This window comes from Acidobacteriota bacterium (assembly GCA_039030395.1).
GTDB lineage: Bacteria > Acidobacteriota > Thermoanaerobaculia > Multivoradales > JBCCEF01 > JBCCEF01.
This window is the reverse complement of sequence record JBCCEF010000009.1, coordinates 1-26,680: the sequence shown is the minus strand read 5'-3', so window position 1 is coordinate 26,680 and position 26,680 is coordinate 1. Positions and strand designations below refer to the sequence as shown.

Below are 26,680 nucleotides of genomic sequence, written 5' to 3'. Positions count from 1 at the left end.
TTAGAAGAGAGGGAGTCTGAAGGTCATGGCGAAGACGGCATTTGTGTTTCCCGGCCAGGGATCCCAGAAGGTGGGCATGGGCCAGGACTGGGCGGAAGGCTGGAGCGAGGCGCGGGACGTCTTCGCCGAAGCCGACGACGTTTTGGGCTTTGCTCTGTCGACCCTGTGCTGGGAAGGTCCGGAAGAGGACCTTCGCCTCACCGCCAACACCCAGCCGGCACTGCTGACGGTTTCCACCGCGGTTCATCGCGTGGTGGCCCGCGACCGGGAGGCCGGCCCCGGCAAGTTCGAAGCCGCAGCGGTGGCCGGCCACAGCCTTGGCGAGTACTCCGCTCTGGTGGCGGCCGGGGTGTTGACCTTTGCCGACGCTCTACGCCTGGTGCGCCGCCGCGGCGAGCAGATGCAGCTCGCCGTGCCCGCAGGGGAGGGCACCATGGCGGCGATTCTCGGCCTCGATGGCGATGCGCTGGCGGCGATCACCGGCGAGGCCGCCGGCGACCAGGTGTGCTCCGTGGCGAACTACAACGCGCCGGGGCAGATTGTGATCGCCGGCCATAGGGCCGCCGTCGAACGCGCCGTTGAACTGGCGAAGCCGGCCGGCGCCAAGAAAGCCGTGATGCTGCCGGTGTCCGCGCCCTTCCACTGTTCGTTGATGGCGCCGGCCCGGGAGGCCATGGCCGAGGCGCTGGCGGCGACGGAGTTTCGTGATCCGTCGGTGCCGGTGGTGACCAACGTCGATGCCCGGCCGGTGACCTCCGGCGCCCAAGCGCGCGACGCGCTAGTGCGGCAGATCGACAGCCCGGTGCGCTGGGTGGAGTCGATCGAGACGATGGTCGGCGAGCTGGGGGTCGGGCGCTTCTGCGAACTCGGCCCAGGCAAGGTGCTTTGCGGCATGATCCGGCGCATCGCCCGCGGCTCCAGCCAGGTCGCCATCGGCGAGGCGGAGGCCTACCGCGCGCTGGAAGCCTGACTGAGATACCCTTTCGGCCGACGAGATTTCGCCCGATTGGGGCGGAAGCTCAAAACTTGCGGGAGAACGACGTGACGAGATTCGAAGGCAGGACGGCCCTGGTGACCGGGGCCTCGCAGGGCATCGGTGAGGCCATCGCGCGCCGCTTGTCGGCGGACGGGGCGACGGTGATCCTGGCGGCGCGCAACCGAGAGCGCCTCGAGCAGGTGGCGGCGGAGCTGACCGATGCGGGCGGCACGGCACACGTTTTCCCCCTCGATCTTTCCGACGGGGCGGCCGTCGAGGAGCGGGTGGCGGAGCTGCCGGCGGAGGTCGAGATCCTGGTCAACAACGCCGGCATCACCGCCGACAATCTGCTCGCCCGCATGTCCTTGGACGACTGGGACCGGGTGCTCCGCACCAACTTGACCGGCGCCTTCGTATTGACCAAGGCGCTCGTGCGGGGCATGATGCGCAAGCGTTGGGGGAGGATCCTGTCGGTTTCTTCGGTGGTCGGCCTGATGGGCAATCCCGGCCAGGCCAACTATGCCGCCTCGAAGGCGGGCCTCGTCGGCTTCACCAAGTCGCTGGCTAAGGAGCTGGGGAGCCGGGGCATCACCGTGAACGTCGTGGCGCCGGGGTACATCACCACGGCGATGACCGAGCGGCTGCCGGAAGCGTCGCGCCAAGAACTGACCGGAGCCATCCCCCTGAAACGGATCGGAACCGTTGACGACATCGCCGCCGCCACGGCCTTCCTGGCCAGCGACGAGGCGGGATACATTACCGGCCACGTTCTGAACGTGTCCGGAGGACTGTATATCTGAGGCTCTGTACATAGACTCACCGGAGCCTTTGTGTTACAACCGCGTGGTCCGAGAGACTGCCAGAAGGAGGAAAACGAACTATGTCTACTGAAGATAAGGTCAAGGGAATCATCGTCGAGCAGCTCGGTGTGGAGTCTGATGAGGTCACCACCGGCGCGAGCTTCACGGATGATCTGGGAGCCGATTCCCTCGACATCGTCGAGCTGGTGATGGCCTTCGAGGAAGAGTTCGGAATCGAGATTCCGGACGAGGAGGCGGAGAAGATCGCCACCGTCGAAGACGCCGTCAAGTACATCGACGCCAACCCCAAGAGCGAGAACTGATCTCCCTTCCGGGCTTCCGGGCCCAATCCCTCAACCCCAACAGCTTCCTGCCATGAAACGCCGCGTGGTCATCACCGGAGTCGGCCTCCTGTCGCCCTTGGGTATCGGTACAGAGGTCAACTGGACAGGTCTGCTCGCCGGGCGGAGCGGCATCGGCGGGATCACCAGGTTCGACGTCACCGACGACTATCCGTCGCGCATCGCCGGCGAGGTCCACGGCTTCGATCCGGAAGACTTTGTGGACAAGAAGGAAGTCAAGAAGAGCGACACCTTCATCCACTACGCCCTGGCGGCGGCGGACTTCGCCCTCGAGGACTCGGGGCTGGTGCTCGATGACGTCGATCGCGACCGGGCCGGGGCCATGATCGGCTCCGGCATCGGCGGTTTGCCGCTCATCGAGTCGATGCACGAAACCCTGCTCAACCGCGGGCCGAAGCGCGTATCACCGTTCTTCATTCCCGGCCTGATCGTCAACATGGCGGCCGGGCAGGTGTCCATCCGCCACGGCCTGCGCGGCCCCAACTCGGCGCCCTGCACCGCCTGCACCACCGGCCTGCACGCCGTGGGGGACGCTTTCCGACTGATTCAGCGGGGCGATGCGGACGTCATGTTCGCCGGCGGTACCGAAGCGGTGATCACCCCGCTTTCGCTTGCCGGCTTCGCCGCCATGCGGGCGCTTTCGACCCGCAACGACGAGCCGGAAAAAGCTTCGCGTCCGTGGGACAAGGACCGCGACGGCTTCGTGATCGGTGAGGGAGCCGGGGTGTTGGTGCTCGAAACGCTGGAGGCGGCCAAGGCGCGCGGGGCGGAGATCTACGCCGAAATCGTTGGCTATGGCATGAGCGGTGACGCGTACCACATCTCGGCGCCGCTACCGGATGGCGACGGTGCCGCCCGGGCGATGGCGGAGGCCCTGTCCGACGCCGAGGTGGCGCCGGAGACGATCGGCTACATCAACGCCCACGGCACCTCCACGCCGCTGGGCGATCTCGGCGAAGTGCAGGCCGTCCACCGCATTTTCGGCGATCACGCCCACCGGCTGGCGGTGTCTTCCACCAAGTCGTCGACCGGCCACCTGCTGGGCGCTGCCGGCGGTTTGGAAGCGGGCATCCTGGCCCTGGCGCTCAAGGAGCGCACCTTGCCTCCCACCCTCAACCTCGACGAGCCCGGCGAAGGCTGCGATCTCGACTTCGTACCCCACCAAGCCCGCGAGGTGCCGAACCTCGAAGCGGCGATCACCAATTCCTTCGGCTTCGGAGGGACCAACGGGTCCCTCGTCATGCGCCGCGTGGACTAGGTTTCTTTAGAGCAACAAAGGATCAATCGTGGCCCGGCGGGACCGTGGAGCTGACTCTCGTCAGTAAGGTCCGCTGTACCTGTCTGGGTGATCTTTGCGCCCTGAGCCCGAAGGGCGAAGCGGCGGGCGAGTAGCCCGCCGAGGACGGGGGGTTAGGGGGGCGCCTTTAGCCCCCCTAGAACCAAAAGTTGTCGAACAGATGACAATCTGCCGACGTCATCTGTTCGACAACTCCCGTTCGAAAAACCGCGTCATGTGGTCGTAGAAGTGGCGCGCGGACTTGCCGCGGAAGCCGTGCTTCTGCCCCGGGTAGATGCCCTGTTCGAAGGGTTTGCCGGCCTGGATCAGGGCGTTGGCTAGCACCAGGGTGTTCTGCGGGTGGACATTGTCGTCCGCCACGCCGTGGATCACCAGCAGGGCGGAATCCAGGTTCTCCGCGTGGGTCACCGGCGACGATAGGCGGTAGCCCTCTTCGTTCGATTCCGGGTGGTCGAGGTAGCGTTCCGTCCAGATGGTGTCGTAGAGGTCCCAGCGAGTCACCGGGGCGCCGGCCACGCCGGCTTTCCAGGTGCGCGGGCTATTGAACAGGCAGTAAAGGGTGTTCGAGCCGCCGCCGGACCAGCCCCACAGGCCGATACGCTCCGCATCCGCCCAGGACTGCTCCTTCAGCCACGCCACCGCCGCCTCCTGGGCCGCCAGGTTGGTCGGGCCGAAGCGCCGGTGAACGCGGTCCGCGCCGGTCTTGCCGAAGAATACCGAAGCCTGGTTGTCCACCATCAGCACCCCGAAGCCGCGGGTCGCCATCATCCGGCTCCAGCCGTCCCGCACGCTCCAAGCGTCCCGCACCACCTGCGAGGCCGGGCCGCCGTAGTGGTACATGATCACCGGGTGGCGTTTTGTACCTTCGTCCCCCGGCTCGACGCCGGCCGGCAACATCAGGCGAGCCGGCAGATTCGAACCTTCGGGGCCGGGGATGGTCAAGAACTCCCACTTTGGCAGCCCAGCGGGATCGAGCGCCGGCGGCTGCGAGGACAGATCGGCGATCTGGCGGCCGTCGGCTGTTTTCACCACCCGCCCGCCGGCATCGTTGGCGCGGCTGTGCTCGTGCACCCAGTGCCCGGTCTTGGGAGCGACCCGCGCCCGGTGCCAGCCTGCGCCCTCGGTCAGCGCACGGGGCGCTGAGGCGCCGTCCAGGGCGACGGCCATCACCCGCCGGTCCTTGGCTCCCATCGGCCCCTCGCCGAAGGCGGTGAACACGACCTCGCCGCGCCCTTCGTCGATGCTCTCGACGGAGGACACCGCCCAGTCGCCGTCCGTCAGTTGGGCCGTCATCGCGCCGTCCGCTCCGTGGCGGTAGAGATGGCGCCAGCCGTCCTGCTCCGAATCCCGCACGAAGCCGCCGTCTGAAAGAAACTGAAACTTCTCCTCGATGTACACCCAGGTTTCCGCCGTTTCCGTGTAGACGGTTTCGCAGGCTCCGTCGTCGGTGCCGCACAGCAGGATGTCCAGGCGGTTCTGGTCGCGGTTGATGCGGTGCACGGCGATCGCCTCGCCGTCCGGCCGCCAGTGGACCCGGGCCAGGTATTCGCGGTCGTCGTCACCGGTCGAGAGCCACAGAAGCTCGCCGGAGTCGACCTCCACCACGCCGACCCGCACTCGCGGATTGGTCTGGCCGGCCTTCGGGTACTTCTGGTGCTCGATCACCGGGTAGGTACCCTGAAAGTCGATCAGCGGATAGGTCGGCACCCCCTCTTCGTCGAAGCGGTAGAAGGCGATGCGGTCTCCCTCCGGCGCCCACCAGAAGCCGGTTCCGGCGCGACCCCACAGCTCCTCCCAATACACCCAGTCGGTGGTGCCGTTCAAAATCCGGTTGTGGCGCCCGTCGAAGGTCAAGCGCGTCTCGTCGCCGCTCGCCACCTCCAGCACCCACAGGTCGTCGTCCCGCACGAAGCCGATGTGCTGGCCGTCCGGCGAGATCTTCGGATCGTTTTCCTCCAGTTCGTTGTCCGTCAGGGCGGTGACCTCGCCGCTGGCGCGATCGAGGCGATGGAGATCGTCGTCCCGTTCGAGCAGCAGCCAAGAGCTGTCCGGTGCCCAGTGGAAGGTGCCAACTCCGGCGCCTCCGCCGGGGTGCCCGCCGCCGGCGTCTCCGCCTTCGCCTTCGCTGTCCTCCTCGGGTCGCAGTAGCGCGCTGCGCTCACCTTCCGTCGCGTCGAGCAGCCAGAGGGCCTCGCCCTCGTCGTCCCGGTCGCGGAAGGCCAGAGTGGCGCCGTCCGGCGACCAGGCGAAGGAACTCGGGCCGCGCGGCATCATCGCCGCCGGCGAGAAAATGTCGTCCAGGGTCAGGCGAACGGGTTCGTCAGCGACGGTGCTGGGCGCCGCGTCCGCCTCGGCGAAGACCGGGAAGACGAGCAGTGCGGCGACGAGCGCGAGAAGCAGGCGACTGGGAAGGTGGAAGCGCATGATGAAGATCTCCTGAAGACAGGCCAAGTAGAAATACGATGCCAGAGTCTACCGGGATTCCCGAGCGTCTTACGAGAGATGCGATCGTTTCGTTCGGCGTATGGGAGCGATCTGCTAGCCCAGCAGATCGTAACCGAGGTCGAAGACCGAGGCGGCGGCGAAGCCGCCGAAGACGGGGTGAGCCTCCAAGAATGACACTTCTTGGAGGTAAGGTGGCGCTAGCCCCCTATGATCACAATAAGCGTCCCGTGAAGGGACCCGAAGCGCGCACCAGCACCACCGTCGGCAGATCGCCGACCATCTCCTGCAGGCGCTGAGCGTAGGCCACCTCCTCACCGGGGCCCACGGCCTTCAAACCGAGGAAGACGGCGTCCGCATCGCTCGACTCGCGCTGGATGATCTCGCGCACCGTGTCGCCCTCGGCGCGCTCGATCACCCGCGTTTCGGCCTTGATCCGGCAGCGCTCGATCAGGGCCTGTAGACCGCGCTCGGTCTGTTCCATGGTCATGGCGTTGGAGGCCACCGTCTTCACCGTCAAGGTGGCCTTGGACCACTCCGGGTTGAGGGACACCAGGTAGGCGAACAGCAAAAGCATGTCGCCGTTGTTCTCTAGGCCGCCCCACCAGATGTCGATGCGCCGCAGTTCCGAGGTCCAGCGGCGTGAGGCGATGCGGCAGAGAATGGTGGATTTCTCCAGCAGAGCCGCCTTGCGGACGATGCGCAGCAGCGCGTGCAGCCGCTCTGGCTGATCGCTCCAGCCGAACATGATGGTGTTCGAGGTCAGGCCGGCGATGCCGTTGGCCTGGCAGATGTTGAGGGCGCCGCTCTCGAAGTCGTTTGCCACTTCCATCTCGGCGAAGGCCACAATGCCCTCTTGGTCGAGAAAATCCGACGTCCGGCGGGTGCGCGCCGGCAACTCCGGAGCGAGGGTCTCGAGATCGCCGATCAACAGCTCCGACACCGTCAGGATGCCGCGGTTCTGGTTCAGCCAGGAAGAAAACCGAATCAGCTCCACCCGCCGTTCGGCGTCGTCGGCGAACACCAGGATGTGCGGCCGCCAGTTGCGCGGATCGATCGGCAGGCGGCGCAGCTTCAAAAGCAGCACCCGGTTCAAGGACATCAGGGCGCCATAGCGCAGGTCACCCCAGGCCGCTCCGAGGGAGCGCCGCCGAAGCAGCAGGTACACCCCGGCCTCCACCACCACCGCGATGGTCGCCGCCAGCGGGTTGATCAGGCCCATCACCCACACACAGCCGGCGGCGCCCATCAGCGACACCCACCAGGGCACCCGCAGGGTCGGCCGGAAGGAGGGCGAGCCGGCCAATTGCTCCAGCCCCGCCACCAGGTTCACCACCCCATAGGTGGTCAGGAAGAACATCGTCAAGATGGGGGCCACGGCGTTCAAGCCACCGAGGCCGACGGCGGCGAGCGCCACCAGGGTCGAGAACAGGTGGGCCACGCCGTGGATCGGGCGACCGAAGAAGGTGCGGTTCAAGGAGGGCACCACCCGATCCGTCGCCAGCGCTTCGAGGGTGCGCGGAGCGCCCAGGATGCTGCCCAGGGCCGACGACAGGATGGCGCCGACCAGACCCGGCAGAATCAGCGCCGGCACCGCCGCCAGCTTGATCCACACCAGGTTGTCCACCAGTTGAGTCGGCGGCGCGGCGGCCGCCAGCAGCACCGGTACCAGCAGGTACACCACGAACCCGACGACCACCGCCGCCAAGGTACCGCGCACGATGCTGCGAGTGGGGTTGGCGAGATCGCCGGAGAGACTGATGCCGGCCATCAGCCCGGTGACCGCCGGGAAAAACACCGCGAACACCTGCCAGAATCCCTCGCCGGTCTCCAGGCTGGCGGAGAGCGGCAGGGTCTCCGAGAATCGCCCGGTGGCTCCAATCGCCAGCGACAGTAACGCCACGCCGATGGCCAGCATGATCGGCACCTGTGCCTTCAGCGCCAGCTTCGCGCTGCGCCCGGCCAGCAGGGCCACCGACAGCACCGTCAGGGCCGCCACCGGCCGCATCGGCAGTTCCGGCCAGAAGAGCTGCAGGCTCTCCGCCAAACCGAAGGCGTAGAGGGTGACCGAGAAGGTCTGGGCCAGGAACAGCGGAATGCCGATGGCGCCTCCGATCTCCAGTCCCAGGGAGCGGGAGATCATGAAATAGGCGCCGCCGGCCCCCACCCGCATATTGGTCGCGATGGCCGACACCGAGAGGGCCGTCGAGAAGGTGATCAGGTGGGCCAGCACCACGATCGCCAAGGCGCCGAGGAGGCCCACGTTCGCCACCACCCAGCCGGTGCGCAGGAACAGCACCACGCCCAAGATGGTGAGAATCGAAGGCGTGAACACCCCGTAGAAGGTGCTGAGCTTTTCCTTCTGGGGGGCGGCGCCCTGACCGTTCAGGGCTTCGCTGAGGGTCATCCGTCGCCCCCGGGAGTCCAATCACCGCCGGCCGTCGGGCCGAGGGTTTCCGGCCGCGCCCGGGCGTCCGGTTTGCCTTCGGTCACGTTGTCGTAGTACCGCATCGTCGGATAGGCGAAGTCGATGTCCGAGTGCTCCGCGAAGGCCGCCAGAATGTCTTCCCAAATCGCCTCGGCGCTGCCCCGGCGGGTGCGCGGGTTGACCAGGTACCGAACCGTCAGCAGCACGCCGCTGTCCACCACCTTGGTGTACACGATCGGGGTGAGTTTCGAGTACACGATCATGAACCGCTGGGCTGCCTGGCGCACCCGCTCGGCGGCCTGTTCGGCGACCGGCCGGCCGCGCTCCTCGGCAATCTCCTGGAGGATCGCCTTAGCCTTTTTCCAGTCGCTCTCGAAGGTCACCAACACCTCCAGCTCGTCCCAGATCATCTGGAATCCCTTGGTGTAGCTCGCCACCGGTTGGCTGAAAACCAGGCCGTTGGGGATGTGGATGATGCGGCCGGTGCTCTGGTCCGCGTGCACCCAGTTGCCGATTTCCATCAGGGTGAACTGAAAGATGCGCAGGTCGATCACGTCGCCGGCGCGCTCACCGATCTCGATGCGGTCGCCCACCTCGAAGGGCCGCCGCCACAGAATGAACAGCCATCCGGCGAAATTGACCACCAAATCCTTGAGAGCGATAGCGAGGCCGGCGGAAAGCAGGCCGAAGTAGGTGGCGAGGGACTGGATACCGCCGAACCACAAGCGCACCAGGGCGAGGAGGGCGAGGATCACCGCCACGTAGCCGGAAACCTTCTTCCAGCGGTACTGGGCGCGCATGTCCGCGCGCCGCGCCACCACCCGCAAGATCAGCGAGCGGATCAACCACAGCAGCGCGATCAGGGCGACGGACAGCGCCAGCGGCTGGTGGTACGTCGCGGGAACGCCCAGAGCGGACGAGATCCACTCCTGAAGTCGCGGGATCCAATCGCTCACGATGAGGTCTTTCGACTGCGCACAATCGGAGTATCTTAGCTCGCTGGCCGAGCCATTTCTCCACTCCTTTATCCGGCGCTGGAACTTTCCGCGCCGTGAGAACGTAGGGGTGTTGAATCACTGACCGAGAAGGAGACCGCCCATGAACCGATTGAACCACCGTCCGTCCGTCGCCTGGCTGGGATTGGGGCTTCTCGTCCTCCTCGCCTTCTTCGCAACCACCACCGGTTGTGCCTATGACGTGAGCGCCGACGGCGCCGCCGTCGAACGGGCCGATATCGAGCGCCGAGTGCTGGAGCGCACCTTCCCGGCGAGCGTCCGGCTTCAAAACCTCGCCGGAGAAGTCGAGATCGTCCAGGGCTCCGGCTCGGAAACCCGCGTCGTGGCCGAGATCCACGCCGCCGGCGGCTCCCCGTCCGAAACCCAGAAGCTCATCGATGCCATGGACTGGCGCGAGTCGACCCGCAATGGAAAGGCCGGCTGGGCGCTCTCCTACCCGGTGGACGACCACCGCAAATTCTCCTACCCGCGCGGCAGCGGCTCCTTCTTCAACAACAGCTCCACCAGCACCAAGTACCTCGGCAAGAAGGTCACCGTCACCAACCGGAGTCGGGGTCCGGTGCTCTACGCCAACCTGCGCATCGAAGTGCCGTCCGGCGCCAGCCTCGGCGTGCGCAACGTCGTCGGCGGCATCGACGGCGATTCCCTGAACGCCGATCTCGACCTCGACACCGGGTCCGGCGACATCACCCTGGGCGACGTCGAGGGCGACCTCCTGGCGGACACCGGCTCCGGCGACGTCAAGGTGGGCTCGGTGCGCGGCGACGCGGACGTCGACACCGGCTCCGGCGACATCGACCTCGCCCGGGTCGAAGGCGAAACGGCGCGCTTCGACACCGGGTCCGGCGACATCCGGGTGGCCTACGGCCGCGTCCGCCAGGCGGAGATGGACACCGGCTCCGGCAACATCACCGCCCGCGACTTCGACGCCGAAGAGATCAACATGGACACCGGCTCCGGCAACATCCGCCTGGAGAGTCCCCTGAACTGGGCGAGGAACGTGATGGCCGACACCGGCTCCGGCAACGTGGTGATCGTCGCCGACTCGAACGCCAGTTTCGACCTCACCTCCGACCAGGGCAGCGGCAACCTGCGCGTGGAGTTCGGCGATGCCGAACTCATCCGCGACGGCCGCGAACTCGTCGGCGCCAAGCGCGGCGACGGCCACACCCGGATCGACGTCGACACCGGCTCCGGCAACGTGCGGCTGGAGCCGGGGCGGTAGGGGACATCCCGTCCTTCCCGAGATCGGGCGGCTGCTCAGTCTTCTTTCGTTGCTTCGAGCAGCCGCTCCAACTCGGGCAGCAAGTCTCCGCGATCCAGGGCCTGCTCGATCATCTTCAAGGTGTCCCGAGTGCGTTCCAGATCTACTTCGACTTTTCGTTCCAGGAGAAGGCCTCGAACGTCTTCGAGATCTTGGGGTCTACCGGCAAGTAGCTTGGTGGTGATCAGATCTGCTGGATCGATGACAGGAACTTGTACCCCGGAAAGATCCAGCGGCTTCGCCATCTCCAGAAACGACATTTCCAGCCCGGGTCCTGCGATGACCAAGTCCACCGGAAACCCGCTGGATTCGTGAACCAGAAGGAGCACTCGGGTTCGCTCGATTCGGTTCGGTCCGTCGGATTCTCGCGGGAAAAAACCGTGGGCTCGAAGGCGGTCTGCGAAACGCTCCGCTTCATCGAGACTCAGCTCGACGGTAATGTCGACGTCAGTGGTGAGCCGAGGGCGGCCATAGGCAACCACCGCCTGCGCTCCGAAGACATACCAGCGCACTCCCTCTTCCGCCAACGCTCGCGAAAGGGCCTTCAGAACATCAGCTAGCCTTGTCAGGTTGAACACTCCGTAGCAGTCTGCCGAGTCGGATGTGATGCTCCAGATCGGCCTGCCGCTCTTCGGGCGAGGACCAGTCGGGACGAACCTCGCGAACATAGTCCCAAAGCTCACCGGCGATGCGAGATCCCTCGCCGAGACCCAGCCGGCCCTTGCGCTCGCGCCAGTAGATGGCCTCGCTCCTTGCGGGATCGGGCCGGGGTCGCTCCACGAAGGCTCGAATGTCTTTCTCGTCCATCGAGGAGATGCTAGCAGCCAGGCCTAGGAAACTTCCGCCAAGCCGGGAAGACACTCGATCTGTACTAGGAGAGGGCTTGGAACCTATTGCGCCGCTTCGATCTTCGCCACCAGCCGATTCATCCGCTCGAAGAACGGTTTGTTGATCAGCTCCGGCATGACGTGAGCACCGTCAGGGATGATCTCGAGAGTGCTGTCGACACCCAGCGCTTTGAGCTTCTGGTGCCAGTCTTCGGAGCCGTTCTTCCAGTAGGTGTCGTTCTCGCCGACGATGAACTGCACCCGCACGTCGCGCAGTTTCTCAAGGTCCTTCTCGCTGCCGCGCCCGGGCATGCCGGCGACTCCGGTGACGCTCAGGAATTGCTCCGGATAGGCCATCGCGATCTCGAAGATCCCGGCGCTGTTGCGGCTCCAGCCGGTGGAGTGGCACCCTCCGCCTCGCACCCGGTAGTTCTCCCGGATCCAGGCGAGCACCCTGGGGGCGTCTTCCAGCCGGTCAGGGCTCCAAAAGGCGGCGCTCAAGACGATGATCCAGCCCGGCTGCGAGGGATGGTCCTGCCAGTAGTAGTCGCCCGCGCCGACCAGCACCGGATAGGCCACATCAGGGTCAAAGTCCGGCGGCACATCGACTTCGAGTTCGATCGTCCGGCCCTCTGCACCCGGAATCTCCACGATCTCGGTGGCGATTGTGCCGAGGGTCCAGGCCAGGGATAGAGCGAGGGCAAACAGCGCGGCGATTGGGGGATTTCTTCGCAACTCGAGCATGGAGGCTGGTACGCCGCCCCGAGGGAAAGGTTTGAGAGCCAGCGATGGACACGAACACTAGACTGGCGCCACCACTTTCGAGACACGTTCCCTCTGAGACAGGAGAATCCACATGCCCGACCACGAGAAAATCAACTACGTCGAATACCCCGCCAAAGACCTATCGGCCACCAAGACCTTCTTCGAAACCGCTTTCGGCTGGACCTTCGTGGATTACGGGCCGGAGTACACAGCGTTCTCCGATCAAGGCCTCGACGGAGGCTTCTATCGGTCCGACCTGACGGCTTCGACGGAGCGGGGCAGTGCGCTCATCGTTCTCTACAGCGAGCGATTGGAAGCAACCCAGGCGAAGATCGAAGCCGCCGGCGGCCGCATCGTCCAGCCGATCTTCTCCTTCCCCGGCGGCCGGCGATTCCACTTCGCCGAGCCGAGCGGCAATGAGCTGGCGGTGTGGAGCGATCGCGCCGCGGAAGAGTAGGTCCGCCCGTTCGCCGGGCAACCCTTGGCCGATCCAGCCGTATCCAGGGTCACCGGCAATCACTGCTTTCACGGCGGGCCTTCACGCCAGAAGGGAATTTCGACCATGAACCACTCCAACCGTTGGCCGCGCGACATTCTCCTCTCGGCACTCCTCCTGTTCTTTGCCCAGGCAGCGCTCGCTTCACCGCCCTGGGTTCCAGAACCCAACGGCAAGACCTATTTCGCCGTGATCGTCGAAAACGTCGACGAGTCCGTTGCCTGGTACCAAAAGGCCTTCGGCCTGGAAGAAGTCGACCGCGCCGAGGCGGAAGACAAGCGCTGGCAGATCGTCAACCTCAAGAACGGCGGCTTGCTGGTCGAAATCATCCGCGACAACCGGGCGACGGAGGTGGAAAAGGCCCGCGGCCTGTTCAAAGTGGGCTTCGAAGTGGCGGACGTCGCCGCCGTCGCCGACCGTGTGAAAGAGGCCACCGGCGAAGAGCTGCGGGTGATTCCCTTTCCGGCACATGGGGTGAGACTTCTCCAGCTCAAGGATCCTGAAGGGAACGTGATTCAGCTGTTTTCGGCGCTGGAGCCGTAGGCCCACTCGCTCGGTTCCAAGACCGCGCCCGAAAAAAACCTGGACGTTGATGTGCCGAACTCCTAAGGCGATCGGAACTGCGTTCTACCGCAATCGATCGACCACGGCATTGAGCTGATCTCGTCCGGCAGTAATCTGCTCCGGGTCCTGGGAATCTAGAGCGGCGCGGAAGGCAGCCATCGCCAGCGCTAGGTGTTCCCGATCTCTTCCTCGTAGGTCGATGTAGAGGTCCTCGGCGCGGGCCAGGGCTGTGGCATTGGGCAATGCGTCCCGGGGATGGAACTTGAGCGCCTTCATCGCCCGTCGGGCGTTTTCGATCTCTTCTGCCGACATCCGAGTCTTCGAACCGGTGAGCAATAGATGGTGGGTCTCTTGGGTCGAGTGAACGGTGACTTCCACCTCCAGTAGCGCGTTCAGGTCATAGGTGAATCGGACATCGATCATTTCCTTGCCGGCGGGCGCCTTGGGTACGCTGACTTTCAGTTTCCCGAGCGCAGTGTTGTCTTGGCAGAGGGAATGCTCACCTTGAAAGACCTCAACCTGGATGCCTTCCTGGTTGTCGCTCACGGTGGTGTACTGCTCAATTCGGCTTGCCGGTATCACCGTGCCTCGTTCGAGGATCGGTGAAAACGAATCGTCCAAGTGGAAACCATCCAGCGTCGTGCGAGTCGCGATTCCCAACGAAAAAGGAGCCACGTCCGTGACCACCAAATCTTCGACGGCCGCATTCCGGTCCTTGAGGCCGGCTTGCAAAGCGGCTCCCTTTGCCACAATCCGCTCGGGTTCTGGATGGCGGGATGGCATGCGCTGAAAGAGGGACGCAGCGAAGCGTTGAACACAAGGAAGTCGAGTAGAGCCTCCGACCAGCAATACATCGCTGATCGATTCCGGCCTGAGATCGGCGTCCCGAAGCGCCCGCAGGGTGGGACCTTTCAGCCGTGCAACAAGGGGCTCCCAGATCTCATCCACCTGGTTGCGTTCGAGGTCGATCTCGAAATCTTGGAAGGACCCGGGTTGGATCTCAAACTCCGGTAGTGCGATTCGGGCAGAGCCCTGGGAGGACAAGCGGGCTTTGGCTTGATCACAAGCCGCCCACCAACGGGCACGGGAGATTGGGCTGGCAGGCAAGTCCTGTTCGGTCAAACCTTGCCGCGACCATAGGGCCTTTGCGAGGGCCGAAGTGAAGTCGTCTCCTCCAAGCCGCGAGTCCCCAGCCGTCGCCTGGATTTCGATGACTCCTTCCAGGATCTCGAGGACGGTGACGTCGAAGGTACCACCTCCGAGGTCGAGAACCACCACTTTCAGTTCTTCTTCGCGTCGGTGCATCCCGTAGGCGATGGCCGCTGCCGTCGGCTCGTTGAGAAGCCGCTCGACTTTCAAACCCGCGATCTCACCGGCTTCCCGCGTTGCGTTGCGTTGCGCCTCGTTGAAGTAGGCCGGCACGCTGATCACCGCTTCTTCGATGGAGCAACCCAGTGAACTCTCGGCGTCTTGCTTCAGGTTCCTGAGAACCGCAGCCGAAAGCTCCTGGGGCGAGAAGACCTTGCCTTCGAGTTCGAAGGTGCGGGAAGTGCCCATATCTCGCTTGAACGACATCGCCACCTTTTCCGGACAGCGCGAAGCGCGAGCACGCGCGATCTTGCCGACCGAGACGTTGCCTTGATCCACGAGAACGGCGCTCGGGGTCAGGTCATCGCCGACGGCATTGGGCAAGATGCGCGGCCCTTCGGACTCCACGACGGCAATCAGGGAGTTGGTGGTCCCCAGGTCAATGCCTACAATGGTTGAGTTCAAGGTCATGGCCGCTCCTCGTTCGGGCACGGATTCAGGAAGATGACGAACCGGCGGCGGATCGCTTCTTCATAGGCCGCGTTCCCCAAAGACTCCCACCGCTCGACCGCTCCTGTGCAGTCCCCCTGATCGATTCGCTCAAAGAATGGACGTGCAAAGCGACAAACAGGTGAGTCGGAAGCGGCGGCGCATTGAATCATGATTCGGTTTCTCTCTTCAACCACCAGTTCCGGAGACCGACGGACTCTACGATACTCGGGAGCGTCGATCCTCTTCTTTGGCGGTTCAGGCTCTAGGTTTCTGACATGAGTTCTTTCGATCACTCGTTTGAGGGCTGCCGAAGCAGTTTCGGTTTGGCTCGGTCCTTCGGGGAGCCCAGTGCTGACCAGCGTCACGACGACAATCAAAAGGAAAAGAGGCCATACGCATCCGGTCCATGACTCTTTTGTCGGGCTCGGTTCCTTTCGATCCAGAATCCCGGCCAACAAGTCCGACGAACGCAGATGATTTCGTGCTCGCCTCGCCAGAATAGGGTGCTGCCCAGCCAGTTGTCGAAGACGTTCGCGGGCATCTCCGAGCGAGCCATTGGCCGTAGATCGTGCAGCCGTGGTCAAGAACTTCCGCGGGAAACTTTCGGGCTGCCGAGCGAGTTCCCGGGCGATCGTCCATTTGGGCAGAGTTCTTGAGTCATCGAGATCTCGAGTACTCAGCCCAAGAGTTTCCAGAGCACACGCAAAGGCGTGAAGCTGCCTCACCCCCTCCTCGAGATGCCCGGAACCCTGTAGCAGGAGGACGATCCTGAGGAATCTCTCGGTCCACTCATCGGTAGCGCGGTTGCTGCTCATTGCAGTAGAGAGAAATCGGTGAAGAGCGGTTCTGCATCGCTCAATATTTCCTTCGGCGATGAATCCCTCGGCGAGTGCGGCCAGGACCGACATGTTTCCCGAGCCTTCCCATTCCGCCAGCTCATCTCGCGGAAGAAGGCTCGGAGCCCGTACCCGTAAGGCTTCTCGCATTCCTGGAAGTCCACGCTTCATCGCGTCCCGAAGCACCAGAGCCATCTCGTCCTCCTCGTCGCCGGCCTCCAGCTCCCTTAGAAGCAGGCGAACGGCTGCAGCGGATTGCGGATTCTCTGCAACGGCTTGTCGGGCGATCCCGATCCGCTGGTAGTGATCGAAACGTTGAAGCTTCGAAAGGCGATCACGGAAGGGCTCCAGCAGGGTTGGATCCTCGGCCACAGAAACCTCGACCATCGGTTCTGCTCTCGCCGACGATTCGATCCGTTTCGCGGTTCTCATGGGCCGCGGACTGGCAAGAGTTCTTGCGACCGGAATGGATCCGCCCCGACCTTGTAGATGCTCGTAGGCCGCCCTCAAGCGCATGAATCCTTCCGGGTCATCGTCTGGCCGGCAGGTCCTTAGGCGGCGCAAATACGCGCGCCGGAGGGAGTCGGCAGCGCCCGCTTCCTCCGTTGAGAGGCCAAGGATTCGAAGTGCTTCTTCTAGGGTCATCGATTCGGATCGTCGGTGGCAAGAAGGGGGAAACATAGCACCTTCCCCTGCCCCTGTCTCGCCGCGACGGTCTGGCCTAGTTCAGTAAGCTTTTCGAATCCAGTAGATCGACATATCCTCGAAGTCGAGTTGCAGAAATCGATGGCCGATCGGCTAGAGGCCGATGAATCGGGCTGGCTGAAGATCAATCGTCTCGGGGCGGTCGAAGCGAGTGCCTCGGGCCTTGACGGCTTTCGTGAGTGTTTCGAAGAGACCTGCCGAAGATGGGGCTGTCTGACCTACCCGGCTTGCCTCAGCCGCTGGGCGTGCTCCTCGCCGAATTGCGAGGTATTCTGTGGCTGGCTACCTCGCGAGGAGCCGTTCCAGCTCCGAGAGCAGATCGCCACGGTCCAATGCCGCTTCGAGAAGCCGAAGAGTTTCCTTCGTGCGATGAAGGTCGAGTGCCGGCCCCTGTTCGAGCAGGATGCCTCTTATGTCTTCGAGGTCCTGCGGTCTACCGGCAAGAATCTTGGCGGTGATGAGATCCGGAGCGTCGATCACCGGGACCGTGACTCCTCCCAAATCTAACCGCTTCGCGTGGTCGAGGAACTGATGTTCCAGACCGGGTCCGGCGACCACCAGGTCGATCGGGAAGCCTGTTTCCTCGTGGGCCAGCGGAAGTACTCTCGTTCGCTCGGCGAGCTGTGCGAAGTCTGGGGTCTGGGGTGAGAAACCATGTGATTCGAGGCGCGCCGCAAGGGCGGGCACCTGATCGAGTTCAAGTTCGACCGTCACGTCGATATCGGTGGTGAGCCGTGGGCGACCGTAGGCCATCACGGCTTGCGCTCCGAAGACGTACCACCGAACCCCTTCGCTCGCGAAGGCCTGGGCCAGCGCCGCGAGAACTTCAGCCGGTTGGGACACTGCGCAGGAGTTCTCCGAGGCGAATATGGGCCTGGAGGTCGGCCAGGCGATCTTCCGGGGTAGGCCAATCCGGCCGGACGGTCCGAACGTGCTCGCGGAGTTCGGCCGCGATGCGGAGTCCCTCTCCTGCACCGAACCGATCTTTGCGGCTCCTCCAGTAGGCGGCTTCGATCTCGGCGAGGGAACTGCGCGAGCGGTTGGCGTATCCCCTGAGATCGCTGGCTTCCATGCTGTAGATCCTAGCAGTCGGACTTTGGGATCACCTCACTCCACCACCCCATCCCAAGCCCTCGTATCCCCGCTCTCGAACCCATCCGCGAAGATCACCCCCAGCTCCACCGCCCCAAGGCTCGGCCGCGCTCCGCGCGGCCGGCCGAGGATGTCGTGGGGCGGGGCGGTGGTGGGGTCTCCGGCCTCGGCTGCGGGGCTGCCGGCGGCGGGGGTGCCGTGGGTTTCGACTAGGCGCTTGAATGCCTGGGCGATGGTGGTGGAGCCGTCGGCGAAGAGGTCGGTGGTGGGGTTCCAGCGGGGCAGGGGGATGCCGCTGGCGGCGGGGAGGAGGGGATCGGCGATGAGGGCTTCCGGGTCGTCCGAGGGGTTGATCTCTTCGGAGGCGTCGAAGGGTAGGGGGTTGGGGCCGTTCCAGTAGAGGTTGCGGCGCAGGGTCCAGCCGAGGATGTCTGACGGCGGGGTGTCGGAGAAGTCGTTGCTGCCGGCGCCGGTCGAGCCCATGGTGCCGGTGGGGTCGGACCAGAGGTTGCCGTGGAATTGGACGTTGTCCACCTGGAGGTTGCTGCCTTCTCGGTTGCAGCGCATGGCGTAGGCGAGGGCGGGTAGGTTGCCGACGACGGTGTTGTGACGGAAGAGGATGTCGCGCGATCCCTTGACGCCGAAGGCGGCGCGCATCACGTTGGGGGCGTCGCCCAGCATGAGGTTGTTTTGGACCGTCACGTCGAAGGCTTCGTGGAAGGGCTGGCCGTCTTCGCCGATCAGCACGAAGTTGGAGCCGGTGGAGCCTTCCCAGTGCAGGAAGACGTTGCCGTCCACCTGGACGTTGCGCGTGCCCAGCAGGTTGTCGTCGTCACCGTTCGAGTCCTTGATGACGATGAAGCTGCTGGTGTCGTTGTTGTTGCTGCGGCCGCTGCCGGCGAAGTCGTTGAAGAAAATGTTGCGGCGGACCACCACGCCGTCGATGCTGTTGATGTCGATGTGCTCGTCGCTGCCGGTCTGGTTGTAGAAGAGGTTGCCCTCCACCGTCACGTCGCGGGCGCCGTTGTTGATCTTCAAGAGGTCGTTGTTCCAACTGTCGTGGAGCACGTTGTTTCTGAGCACCATGCGGCCGGCGTGGTTCGGTGGACCGAGGAGATCTTGGATCTGGATCAGCAGGGCGCCGCTCCCCGGACCGCTGTGGGCGATGTCGAAGCCTTCGAGGGCGATGCCGCGGCAGGTGTAGCAGGTGACCACCGTGGAGGTGTGCCGGAGCTGCGCCCGGTAGGGCACCTCCGAGCGCACGGTGATGCCCTGGGCGAAGGTCTGTCGCAGGTTGACCCGCCCGCTGTAGGTGCCCGGCCGCACCAGCACCAGGGCCTGGTCCGGCACCGAATCGACTGCCTGGGTGATACCCGCCCAGGGGTTGCCGGAGGAGCCATCGCCGGTGGTGTCGCTGCCGGTGGGGGAAACCCAGAATGTGCCGCCCTGGGCGCGGGCGTTGGTCGGAATCAGGACTGCGAGAAAGAGGGCGGAGTAGACTAGATATCGAGACATGGCTATGAATTCTACGACGACGACCTCAGGCCGGAGGCCCGCCGAGGCCTAGAGGATAGACTGATCGGTGAGGAACCCATGATGAAACGGAGCCTTTTTCCCATGTTGGTGCTGGCCGTCGCGCTCCTCGTCACCGCCTGCGATGGCTCTTCACCCACCGAGCCGCGGCCGACGGAGGCCGGCGGCGTGCGGGTGGTGATCAACGATCCCGCCGGAGCCTTTGCGGCACACCATGCGCTCATCCGCACCTTGATCGAGGACACCGTGGCGCAGGTCCGAACGCAGTTGTCGGTACGAGCGGTGACCATCGAGGTCACCGCCGACCGCGCCCGCTCGATCGGCGGCCTGGGGGTGGGCGGCTACACGGTGGCGCCCACCCGGGTGGAGATGGTGGTGGATCCGACCTTTGCCGGCCTGGAGGCCTCGATCCGGCAGTACTATCCGGCGATCACCGCCCATGAGCTGCATCACACGGCCCGCTGGAGCGGTACCGGGTTCTACTCCACGCTGCTCGAAGCGATGGTGTCGGAGGGCCTGGCGGAGCGCTTCGTCGGGGAACTCTTCGGTTCTCCGCCCCAGCCCTGGTCGGAGGCTTTCCCGGAGAGCCAGACGCAGTTTTGGTTGGACCGCGCCCGGCCGGAGTTCGACAGCTTCTATGACTTCAACGCTTGGTTTCTCGGCAGCGACCCGAACATTCCCCGCTGGGCCGGTTACACCCTGGGCTTTCGGTTGGTGAGGGACTTCCAGGCGCGCGATGGGCGGTCGGCGGCGCAGTTGGTGACCGCCCCGGCGGACGTCTTTCGGCCGCAGTAGCCGACGGGGCGCGGCTGGACTCTGATTCGAAAACGAAGACCCTCCCCACGACGGGCGCAAGCTCTCGCCTCATCGGGCGTTCCCCGCGAAACGGAATCGGCGCTGGCTACCACGTTGGACTGAGGCCTTGAGGAAGGAGACGCTGAGATGCTGGCCGACCGCGCCGCTTCTCGGCGCTCTCTCTTTCTCGGGTGCCTTGGTCGGCATCGTGGCCTAGGAGCCCGTGGTGAAAGTCCCGTGGGTCGCGTTGGGAGCGCTTTGCCTCCGTCCGCAAGGCGTCGAAGCGCAGGCGATGCGGTGCCATCGTTGAGCTTCGGCACAGAAGCAGCTCGACATGTCCGACTACGTCTACGATCCTGAATGCCGAGTACTCCGCCTGGGGCGAGGATCCGACGGACCAGGACCATTCCGAGGGCTACATCGCGCACGTGCAGACCCGCGCCCTCATCTTCATCCAGGCCGACGATCCGGTCGGCCTGGTCTGCGTGATTCCCATCGGCATGGTGGAGATTTCGACCTGCTACATCAACGAGGCGATCCAGCCCGGCGCCCGCGTCGAGAAGGGCCAGGAGCTGGGCTACTTCCAGTTTGGTGGCTCCACCCACTGCATTCTCTTCCGCCCGGGGTGATCCAGGAGTTCACCGGCCATGGCCCGAGCCAGCCCAACGGCGACGACGGCACGAGCTACCTGGTCGGCGAGGTGATTGCGCGCGCCTAGAGTCTCGTTTCTGGTGCCAGGGATCCTGTTCGCTGTACTAAGGTGACGGCTGCAAGCTCAATCCGCTCGTCGTGAAGGAGGAGTGCGTGGACGTTTCCCTGGAAAGCGTGATCGCCGCCGTCTCGCTGGTGGTTTCTGTCGTCGTGGCCTTTTTCTTCGTCCGCGACCGGCGGCACGCCAAGTTCGAACTGGAGAACGACTATGCCGTCCGCCTGATGGATTGGCACGGGGAAGTCGTCAACGTGCTGCTTCAGGCCCGCTGCGTGGATCGAGCGGAGCCGTCCCTCGGCGATCTTCGGGCGCGGCTCTCGGCACTCATCGAACAGGGAAGATTCTTCTTCCCGAACATCGACAAGGGCGATGGCCACGGCGACGACAAGCCTCCGGCGTATCGCGGCTATCGCAACCTGGGGTTGGATTTCCTGGTGGCGTCCTACAACCTGCTGCAACAGGTACCGACGGAATCCGATCGCGAAAAGCTGGAGATCCTTCAGCGCCACTTCACCTCGATTGTCTTCGAGATCGTTCGCCCCGCTCACCGCCTGGCGGTGGTGCGGTCGCTGACGGACCGCTACTTCGTGCAGGACAAATGCGGCGAGGACTTCCTCGATCACAACGACAGTTTTGTGTTCGAGGACATTTGGAAGACGCCGGCGAAGGGGCCGGCTGCCGGTGAATGAGCCAGGCGGTTGATGCCTGCTCAGTCTTCGGCGCCACCTCCGGTTCCGAACCGCTCCACCAACCACTCTCCGATTGCCTCTAGCGCCGCCGGTGCGAAGGTTTCTTCGAGCTGGCCGTATTCGCCCGGGCCGCCGGTTTCGGCGGTTTGGAAGAGGTGGTTGAGGCCCGGCAGAGCACGGGCGGTGTAGGCGGTGTTGCCGCCTTCTTTGAGGGCCTTTTCGATCGCCGCGAGGTTGCCTTCGGGAGCGACCTGGCGGTCTTTGTCGCCGGTGAGGGCGAGGACCGGTACCTTGATCCGGGTGAGGGCCGGCCGCGGGTCGTAGGCGGTGAAATAGCGGCGCCAGGGATCATTCAGGGTCTCCGCCTGGGCCAGGATCTGCTGTTTGGCGGCGGGCGGGGCGCCGGCTTCGTCGAGGATGGCGTTGAGGCGCTCTTTCAGATCTTCGAGGCCAGAGCTGGCGGCGACGGCTCCCTCGATCTTCTCCTGCATGGTTTGCTGGGCGCGGGCGACGTTCTCCGGCAGGCCGGAGGCGAGGGCGATGTCGCCCACCTGCTGAGAGATGACCTGCGCGCCCGGCAGCCCCGGGGCGGCGAGGAGCACGAGGAAGGCCACCGATGCCGGATGCTCGACGGCCACCATCGGGGCGACGATGCCGCCTTCGCTGTGGCCGAGAATGCCGACGCGGTCTGGTGCGATGCCCTCCTGGGCGGTGAGGAACTCGACCGCCGCCCAGGTGTCCGTCGCGAAATCTTCGCTGGTGGCGCCGCGGAAGGTGCCGCCGGACTTGCCGATGCCGCGGTCGTCGTAACGCAGCACCGCAAAGCCTCGGCGGGTGAGATGGTCCGCCAGCACCAGGAAGGGTTTGTGGCCGAGGATCTCTTCGTCGCGGTTTTGGGGGCCGGAGCCGGTGACCAGCACCACCGCCGGGAAGGGGCCGTCGCCCTGCGGCCGGGTGAGGGTACCGGCCAGCTCGATGCCCGCCTCGGCGTTGGGGATCTTCACTTCGCTCACCCGGTAGGGAAACGGCGGCCGGGGGTGCTGCGGCCGTTTCGGTCCTTCGGCTTCGCCGCGGGTCAGTTCCAGGGGGAAGCTGCCGGGCCCCTGCCGGAAGGTGCCGGTGATGCGCTCGCCGTCGTCGGACAGGGTGCCTTCGAAGGTGACGCCGGCGGCCGGGGCGGTGAGCTTGACGTTGGCGCCGTTGATCGCCAGCTCTTCGATCGGGATCTCGGCGTTGCCCTGGTCGGGGCTGACCAGCCGTCCCTGGAGGCCGCCGTCGCCGTCCGGGGTGAAGTAGGCCACCATGCGCAGCGGTTGGCCCGGAATCTCGATGGTGCCGGACCAGGGGCTGGAGGCGAGGCGGCGCGCGATATCCACGGTCTTGCCGTCGGGGGTCGCCGCCGCCGCGGTCGCCGGCGGGTCGGTGGCCCGGCGCGCGAAGGAGAGCGGGAAGGTCTGGCCGCTTTGGGTCCAGGTGCCTGCCAACGTGTCGCCCGCCTCGTCGAGGGTTCCGATGAAGCTGCCGCCCACCATCTGGACGGTGAACTCGACTCGCTTGCCGCTCCGCTCGAAGGTGTTCACCGGCAGTCGGGCGTTGCCCTGGTCGAGGCTGATGACGGTGGCGTTGGGTGAGTCGGAGGAACCGCCGCTGATCTCCAGGGCGAGGCGCAGGGTGGCACCGGGAACCTCCAAGTCGCCGCGCCAGGTGCCGTCCAGGGTGACTGCGTCGCGGGCTTCGGCAGCGCCGGCCGGTCGTTGGGGGGCCGCCGCGGCGGTGCCGATCGGCAGCAGGATGAGGAGGCACAGGGTGCTCGCCCGGAGGAAGGTCTTCATGGTCGAATTCTCCAGTGGGGGATCTAGCGAAAAGTCAGGGCGGTCCGGTCCGCCGGCGTCGTTGCCGTCTCCCGCTCCCTACGAACCGCGAGGCCGCGCGATTCCGGCGGGGTTGGGCTACATGCGGCTGTAGCTGGGGCCGCCACCGCCCTCGGGGGTGACCCAGTCGATCACCTGGTACGGGTCCATCACGTCGCAGGTCTTGCAGTGGACGCAGTTGCTGGCGTTGATCTGCAGCCGCCGGCCGGCCGGCGCGGCGCTGTCGTCGACCATCTCGTAGACCGCCGCCGGGCAGAAGCGCTCGCAGGGGTTGCCGTACTCGATGGTGCAGCGCTCCACGCACAGGTCCGGTTCGCGCACCACCAAGTGCACCGGCTGGTCCTCGTCGTGGGAGGTGCCGGAGTTGTAGACGTCGGCCAGCTTGTCGAAGGTCAATTCGCCGTCGAAGGTCACCGCCTCCGGCGCCTCGGCCTCGTCGCTTCCCAGCTTCTTCAGGCGGGCGTGGCCGGCTTCCGTTTCCAGGCGATTCTTGAAGCCCCAGCCGAAGCCGCCGGTGACGGTGCCCAAGGCCGCGTTGATCATGCCGGCGTAGAGGCCGCCGTCGAAACCCTGGTGGAAGTTGCGCACCGGCCACATCTCGTCGTGGATCCAGCTCTGCTCGATGCGGGTTTCGTAGCGCGCGAGTTGCTCTTTCGACAGGTCGTCCGCTACCAGGCCGTCGAAGATGGTCTCGGCGGCGAGCATGCCGCTCTTCATAGCGAGGTGGATGCCCTTCAAGCGCTGGCTGTTCAGGAAGCCGCCGGAGTCGCCGGCGATCAGGAAGCCGTCGCCGGAGGACTGGGGCCGCGACCACCAGCCGCCTTCGGGAATGGCCTTGGCGCCGTAGAAGGCCATCTTGCCGCCTGCGAGAATGCGGGCCATTTCCGGATGGGTCTTCAAGCGCTGAAACTCCTGGTGGGGATCGAGCAGCGGATTCTCGTAGTCCAGGCCCACTACCAGGCCGACGATGAGCTGGTCGTTCTGCATGCCGTAGAGGAAGGCGCCGCCGAAGACGTCTTTGCCGAGGGGCCAGCCCATGGTGTGGATCACCGAACCCGGCTCGACCCGGCCTTCCGGCAGGTCCCACACCTCTTTGATGCCGATGGCGTACACCTGGGGGTTGCGCTCGCCCTGCGCGCCGCCGGCGAGGTGGCCGGCCTTGTCGAGCTGCTTGACCAGGGTGCCGCGGGGGCCTTCGCCGAGCACCACCGCGCGGGTGCGGATGTCCATCCCGGGCTCGAAGTTGGCTTTCTTGGTGCCGTCGTGGGCGATGCCGCAGTCGCCGGTGCGCACGCCCACCACCTTGCCCTCTTCCAGCAGGATCTTCGCCGCCGGGAACTCGCAGAAGATGTCCACCCCGGCCTCCTCGACCTTCGGCGCCATCCACTTCAGGAGCTTGCCCAGGGAGGCGACGTAGTTGCCGTGGTTGTCCAAGGGTGGCGGCACCGGCAGGGAGCGGGCCTTTTCGTTGGTCAGCCAGAGGAGCTGTTCTTTCTCCACCGGGCCTTCGAAGGGTGCGTCCTGCCAGTCGTCCGGAAACAGTTCTTTGAAGGCGCGCGGATCGACCACCGCTCCGGAGATGGCGTGGCTGCCGATCTCCTTGCCCTTTTCGAGCACCGCGATGGTGACGTCCAGCGGGTGGGTGGCGGTGCGGTTGTGGAACTCGATTCTTTTCGCCAGGTGGTAGGCACCGGCCAGGCTGGCCGGCCCGGCGCCGACAAACACCACGTCCAGGTCGAGAACTTCGCGCGCTTCTTCGCTCATGGATCTTTTAAGTCTTTTGAGTTGTGACCCCGGACGTCCGCCGGGTGGGCGTTCGTCTCTCGAACGCCTGGAATCGTACCATCGCGACGGCCTTTCGGTGGATCGTCGGCCGGTGGTAGTGGCTCAGTTTGAAATCCAGAGAATTGAATCGCGCGAGGGCTTGCAGGCGCGGCTAGGGTGGTGACCTAACCCAGCGGACCGACGGAGCGCGCTAACGCTCCGCCGGCCCTAGCCACGCAAAGGAGCTAGCCCTATGCGCGACCGAGACGAGTCTACCGCTCGCCTTCATCCTCTGCCCATGTCCTGCCGCCCGCCTGGGGCTCCGCCGCCCTGGGACGAAGACGGAGGGTTCCGAGAGACCTACCTTGCCGAGTTGGACGCGGAGCCCGATCGGGCCACTTTGCGCCGTCTCGCGGCCCTAGTGGTGACGCTGTACCGGGAAGGCTTCAGGATCCATCCTCCGACCGCCGAGCCCTTTATGGTGCGCTCTCTGCGGGCGCTGGCGGCCGATTCCCGCCATCTCTACGGCTACGCCCACATGCTGGGCCGTCGAGCCGACGAAGACGAGTTGCCGCGTGAAATGGTGCCTCTGTCCGATCTGGCGCGGGATCTCGCCCCGATCTTCGGGCAGCTCGCCGATCGCATCGAGCAGGCCATCCCTCGATAGACTGCCCATCACGGGGCGGGAATGGTCCCGCCCCGCCTGCCTGTTACAGTAGGTGTCATGCCAAAACGCTCAAGCATCAGAAGGCCGACAGACTTCAACCAACGCGCCCTCGACATCGTGCGCGAGGCGACTGGTGAGAAGGAGAAGGAGGACCTGCCGGAGAAGAACCCTCACGCCGTGGCTCTCGGACGGCTAGGCGGGAAGAGGGGCGGCAAGGCTAGGGCGGCGAAGCTATCGCCCGAGCGACGGAGGGAGATTGCCAAGCAAGCTGCTCTTGCCCGCTGGGCCAAAGCGAACAAGGTGGACTAAGTCCGAACCGGTATCCTGAGCCTCGGCTGAATAGGCACCAAAACGTTTCGATACGCTCTTACGACCTGGTTGTAAAGATCCGGAACCCGCTTAGCTTTGACCGTGACGACCATGGCGTATGGTATCGCTTGGGCGCTTATGGCAGCCCGAACGCCTTCTCGATGTTCATATTTGATGTCGAAGCAGGGTTGATTCAGAGAGGAAGCCCTGAATCTCTTGTGGCTGCTAAGGCAAGGCTCCCATTTTTGACCATCTGCCCTTAATTGATACTCGGACGCACAGTACATGTTTTTCTCGGAAAAGAAAGGGATGGTCTGCGGATGCTTCGAGACTGATCCATTCTTGTAGGTCCGATACTTATCTGCATGTGGCCTGAAGGCCACAGATACTCCGCTCCGTGTGTAGGCGCCCGGATGTTCTGCATCGACCCTTGGAGCTATCAGCAGTGTAGCTCCAATCGTAGTCATGCCCTCAAGAGGGTCCTCTGGGAGTGGTATCGCTGCTCGCAAGTGCTCGCCGACTGGTAGGTCCCCCGGTGACGTGCTCCCCGTAATTCGGCCCAGTAGACTTTGAGCAATCTGGGCTGAAAGGAGGAGGGCAATATGCGCAAGAGTCGCTACAGCGAGGAGAAGATCATCCGGGTGCTCCAGGAGGTGGAGTCGGGCAAGTCGGT

General features: G+C 64.9%; 25 protein-coding genes. 12 read left to right on the top strand and 13 right to left on the bottom strand.

Annotated features, from left to right (window positions below; genetic code table 11):
• Positions 1-25: 25 nt before the first annotated feature.
• The 4 genes from fabD (at position 26) to fabF (ending at position 3,396) form a co-directional block, all read left to right on the top strand.
• The gene (gene fabD / locus AAF481_10675; GenBank protein ID MEM7481627.1) at positions 26-970 is read left to right on the top strand and encodes an ACP S-malonyltransferase; all 945 of its coding nucleotides are present in this window, start codon (positions 26-28) and stop codon (positions 968-970) included.
• 71 nt (positions 971-1,041) lie between these two features.
• Positions 1,042-1,776, top strand: a complete 735-nt coding sequence (gene fabG / locus AAF481_10670) for a 3-oxoacyl-[acyl-carrier-protein] reductase (protein MEM7481626.1) — start codon at positions 1,042-1,044, stop codon at positions 1,774-1,776.
• Positions 1,777-1,856: 80 nt separating this feature from the next.
• On the top strand, positions 1,857-2,099 hold the full coding sequence (locus AAF481_10665) for an acyl carrier protein (protein ID MEM7481625.1): 243 nt from the start codon (positions 1,857-1,859) through the stop codon (positions 2,097-2,099).
• Between the two features lie 52 nt (positions 2,100-2,151).
• The gene (gene fabF / locus AAF481_10660; GenBank protein MEM7481624.1) at positions 2,152-3,396 is read left to right on the top strand and encodes a beta-ketoacyl-ACP synthase II; all 1,245 of its coding nucleotides are present in this window, start codon (positions 2,152-2,154) and stop codon (positions 3,394-3,396) included.
• Between the two features lie 216 nt (positions 3,397-3,612).
• Here fabF and AAF481_10655 read toward each other — a convergent pair whose 3' ends face one another.
• From AAF481_10655 to AAF481_10645, 3 genes are all read right to left on the bottom strand, one after another.
• Positions 3,613-5,859: a DPP IV N-terminal domain-containing protein gene (locus AAF481_10655; GenBank protein ID MEM7481623.1), complete on the bottom strand. Its 2,247-nt coding sequence runs from the start codon at positions 5,857-5,859 to the stop codon at positions 3,613-3,615.
• Positions 5,860-6,091: 232 nt separating this feature from the next.
• On the bottom strand, positions 6,092-8,284 hold the full coding sequence (locus AAF481_10650; protein MEM7481622.1) for a Na-K-Cl cotransporter: 2,193 nt from the start codon (positions 8,282-8,284) through the stop codon (positions 6,092-6,094).
• The gene (locus AAF481_10645; GenBank protein MEM7481621.1) at positions 8,281-9,261 is read right to left on the bottom strand and encodes a mechanosensitive ion channel domain-containing protein; all 981 of its coding nucleotides are present in this window, start codon (positions 9,259-9,261) and stop codon (positions 8,281-8,283) included. Before AAF481_10645 ends, AAF481_10650 begins: the two co-directional genes overlap by 4 nt.
• Positions 9,262-9,403: 142 nt before the next feature.
• Here AAF481_10645 and AAF481_10640 point away from each other — a divergent pair, with 142 nt between their 5' ends.
• Positions 9,404-10,546, top strand: coding sequence for a DUF4097 family beta strand repeat-containing protein (locus AAF481_10640; GenBank protein ID MEM7481620.1), 1,143 nt, complete (start codon positions 9,404-9,406; stop codon positions 10,544-10,546).
• 35 nt (positions 10,547-10,581) lie between these two features.
• On the opposite strand, the gene AAF481_10635 is transcribed toward AAF481_10640, so the two are convergent.
• Both AAF481_10635 and AAF481_10630 read right to left on the bottom strand, forming a co-directional pair.
• Positions 10,582-11,253, bottom strand: a complete 672-nt coding sequence (locus tag AAF481_10635; protein ID MEM7481619.1) for a nucleotidyltransferase — start codon at positions 11,251-11,253, stop codon at positions 10,582-10,584.
• Between the two features lie 222 nt (positions 11,254-11,475).
• A complete protein-coding gene (locus AAF481_10630) occupies positions 11,476-12,156 on the bottom strand; it encodes a hypothetical protein (protein MEM7481618.1) in 681 nt (226 codons plus the stop codon).
• A gap of 112 nt (positions 12,157-12,268) precedes the next feature.
• Here AAF481_10630 and AAF481_10625 point away from each other — a divergent pair, with 112 nt between their 5' ends.
• Together AAF481_10625 and AAF481_10620 are read left to right on the top strand one after the other, a co-directional pair.
• The gene (locus AAF481_10625; protein ID MEM7481617.1) at positions 12,269-12,634 is read left to right on the top strand and encodes a VOC family protein; all 366 of its coding nucleotides are present in this window, start codon (positions 12,269-12,271) and stop codon (positions 12,632-12,634) included.
• A gap of 105 nt (positions 12,635-12,739) precedes the next feature.
• Positions 12,740-13,216: a VOC family protein gene (locus tag AAF481_10620; protein MEM7481616.1), complete on the top strand. Its 477-nt coding sequence runs from the start codon at positions 12,740-12,742 to the stop codon at positions 13,214-13,216.
• Positions 13,217-13,300: 84 nt separating this feature from the next.
• On the opposite strand, the gene AAF481_10615 is transcribed toward AAF481_10620, so the two are convergent.
• The 5 genes from AAF481_10615 to AAF481_10595 all read right to left on the bottom strand — a co-directional run bounded on the left by AAF481_10615 (position 13,301) and on the right by AAF481_10595 (position 19,185).
• Positions 13,301-15,016, bottom strand: coding sequence for an Hsp70 family protein (locus AAF481_10615; GenBank protein ID MEM7481615.1), 1,716 nt, complete (start codon positions 15,014-15,016; stop codon positions 13,301-13,303).
• Positions 15,013-16,260 (bottom strand): hypothetical protein, encoded by a 1,248-nt coding sequence (locus tag AAF481_10610; GenBank protein MEM7481614.1) that lies wholly within the window; start codon positions 16,258-16,260, stop codon positions 15,013-15,015. Before AAF481_10610 ends, AAF481_10615 begins: the two co-directional genes overlap by 4 nt.
• A 600-nt stretch (positions 16,261-16,860) precedes the next feature.
• The gene (locus AAF481_10605; protein ID MEM7481613.1) at positions 16,861-17,421 is read right to left on the bottom strand and encodes a DUF6036 family nucleotidyltransferase; all 561 of its coding nucleotides are present in this window, start codon (positions 17,419-17,421) and stop codon (positions 16,861-16,863) included.
• A complete protein-coding gene (locus tag AAF481_10600) occupies positions 17,405-17,650 on the bottom strand; it encodes a hypothetical protein (protein MEM7481612.1) in 246 nt (81 codons plus the stop codon). Before AAF481_10600 ends, AAF481_10605 begins: the two co-directional genes overlap by 17 nt.
• 35 nt (positions 17,651-17,685) lie before the next feature.
• Positions 17,686-19,185 carry a hypothetical protein gene (locus AAF481_10595; protein MEM7481611.1) on the bottom strand — a complete coding sequence of 500 codons (1,500 nt, stop codon included), beginning with the start codon at positions 19,183-19,185 and terminating at the stop codon, positions 17,686-17,688.
• An 81-nt stretch (positions 19,186-19,266) separates the two neighbouring features.
• Between AAF481_10595 and AAF481_10590 the strand changes: the two genes are divergently transcribed.
• The 3 genes from AAF481_10590 (at position 19,267) to AAF481_10580 (ending at position 21,396) form a co-directional block, all read left to right on the top strand.
• A complete protein-coding gene (locus AAF481_10590; GenBank protein MEM7481610.1) occupies positions 19,267-19,998 on the top strand; it encodes a DUF2268 domain-containing putative Zn-dependent protease in 732 nt (243 codons plus the stop codon).
• 428 nt (positions 19,999-20,426) lie between these two features.
• Entirely contained in the window at positions 20,427-20,627 is a 201-nt protein-coding gene (locus AAF481_10585; protein ID MEM7481609.1) for a phosphatidylserine decarboxylase, read from the top strand.
• 175 nt (positions 20,628-20,802) lie between these two features.
• Positions 20,803-21,396: a hypothetical protein gene (locus AAF481_10580; GenBank protein MEM7481608.1), complete on the top strand. Its 594-nt coding sequence runs from the start codon at positions 20,803-20,805 to the stop codon at positions 21,394-21,396.
• 20 nt (positions 21,397-21,416) lie between these two features.
• On the opposite strand, the gene AAF481_10575 is transcribed toward AAF481_10580, so the two are convergent.
• Entirely contained in the window at positions 21,417-23,228 is a 1,812-nt protein-coding gene (locus AAF481_10575) for an alpha/beta fold hydrolase (GenBank protein MEM7481607.1), read from the bottom strand.
• A 117-nt stretch (positions 23,229-23,345) separates the two neighbouring features.
• Positions 23,346-25,031 (bottom strand): electron transfer flavoprotein-ubiquinone oxidoreductase, encoded by a 1,686-nt coding sequence (locus tag AAF481_10570; protein ID MEM7481606.1) that lies wholly within the window; start codon positions 25,029-25,031, stop codon positions 23,346-23,348.
• 253 nt (positions 25,032-25,284) lie between these two features.
• Here AAF481_10570 and AAF481_10565 point away from each other — a divergent pair, with 253 nt between their 5' ends.
• The gene (locus tag AAF481_10565; protein ID MEM7481605.1) at positions 25,285-25,698 is read left to right on the top strand and encodes a hypothetical protein; all 414 of its coding nucleotides are present in this window, start codon (positions 25,285-25,287) and stop codon (positions 25,696-25,698) included.
• A 57-nt stretch (positions 25,699-25,755) separates the two neighbouring features.
• Positions 25,756-26,007 (top strand): hypothetical protein, encoded by a 252-nt coding sequence (locus AAF481_10560; protein ID MEM7481604.1) that lies wholly within the window; start codon positions 25,756-25,758, stop codon positions 26,005-26,007.
• On the opposite strand, the gene AAF481_10555 is transcribed toward AAF481_10560, so the two are convergent.
• Positions 26,004-26,680: hypothetical protein (locus AAF481_10555; GenBank protein ID MEM7481603.1), on the bottom strand; the 677-nt coding region annotated here is incomplete at its 5' end. The two genes, AAF481_10560 and AAF481_10555, sit on opposite strands and share 4 nt — an antisense overlap.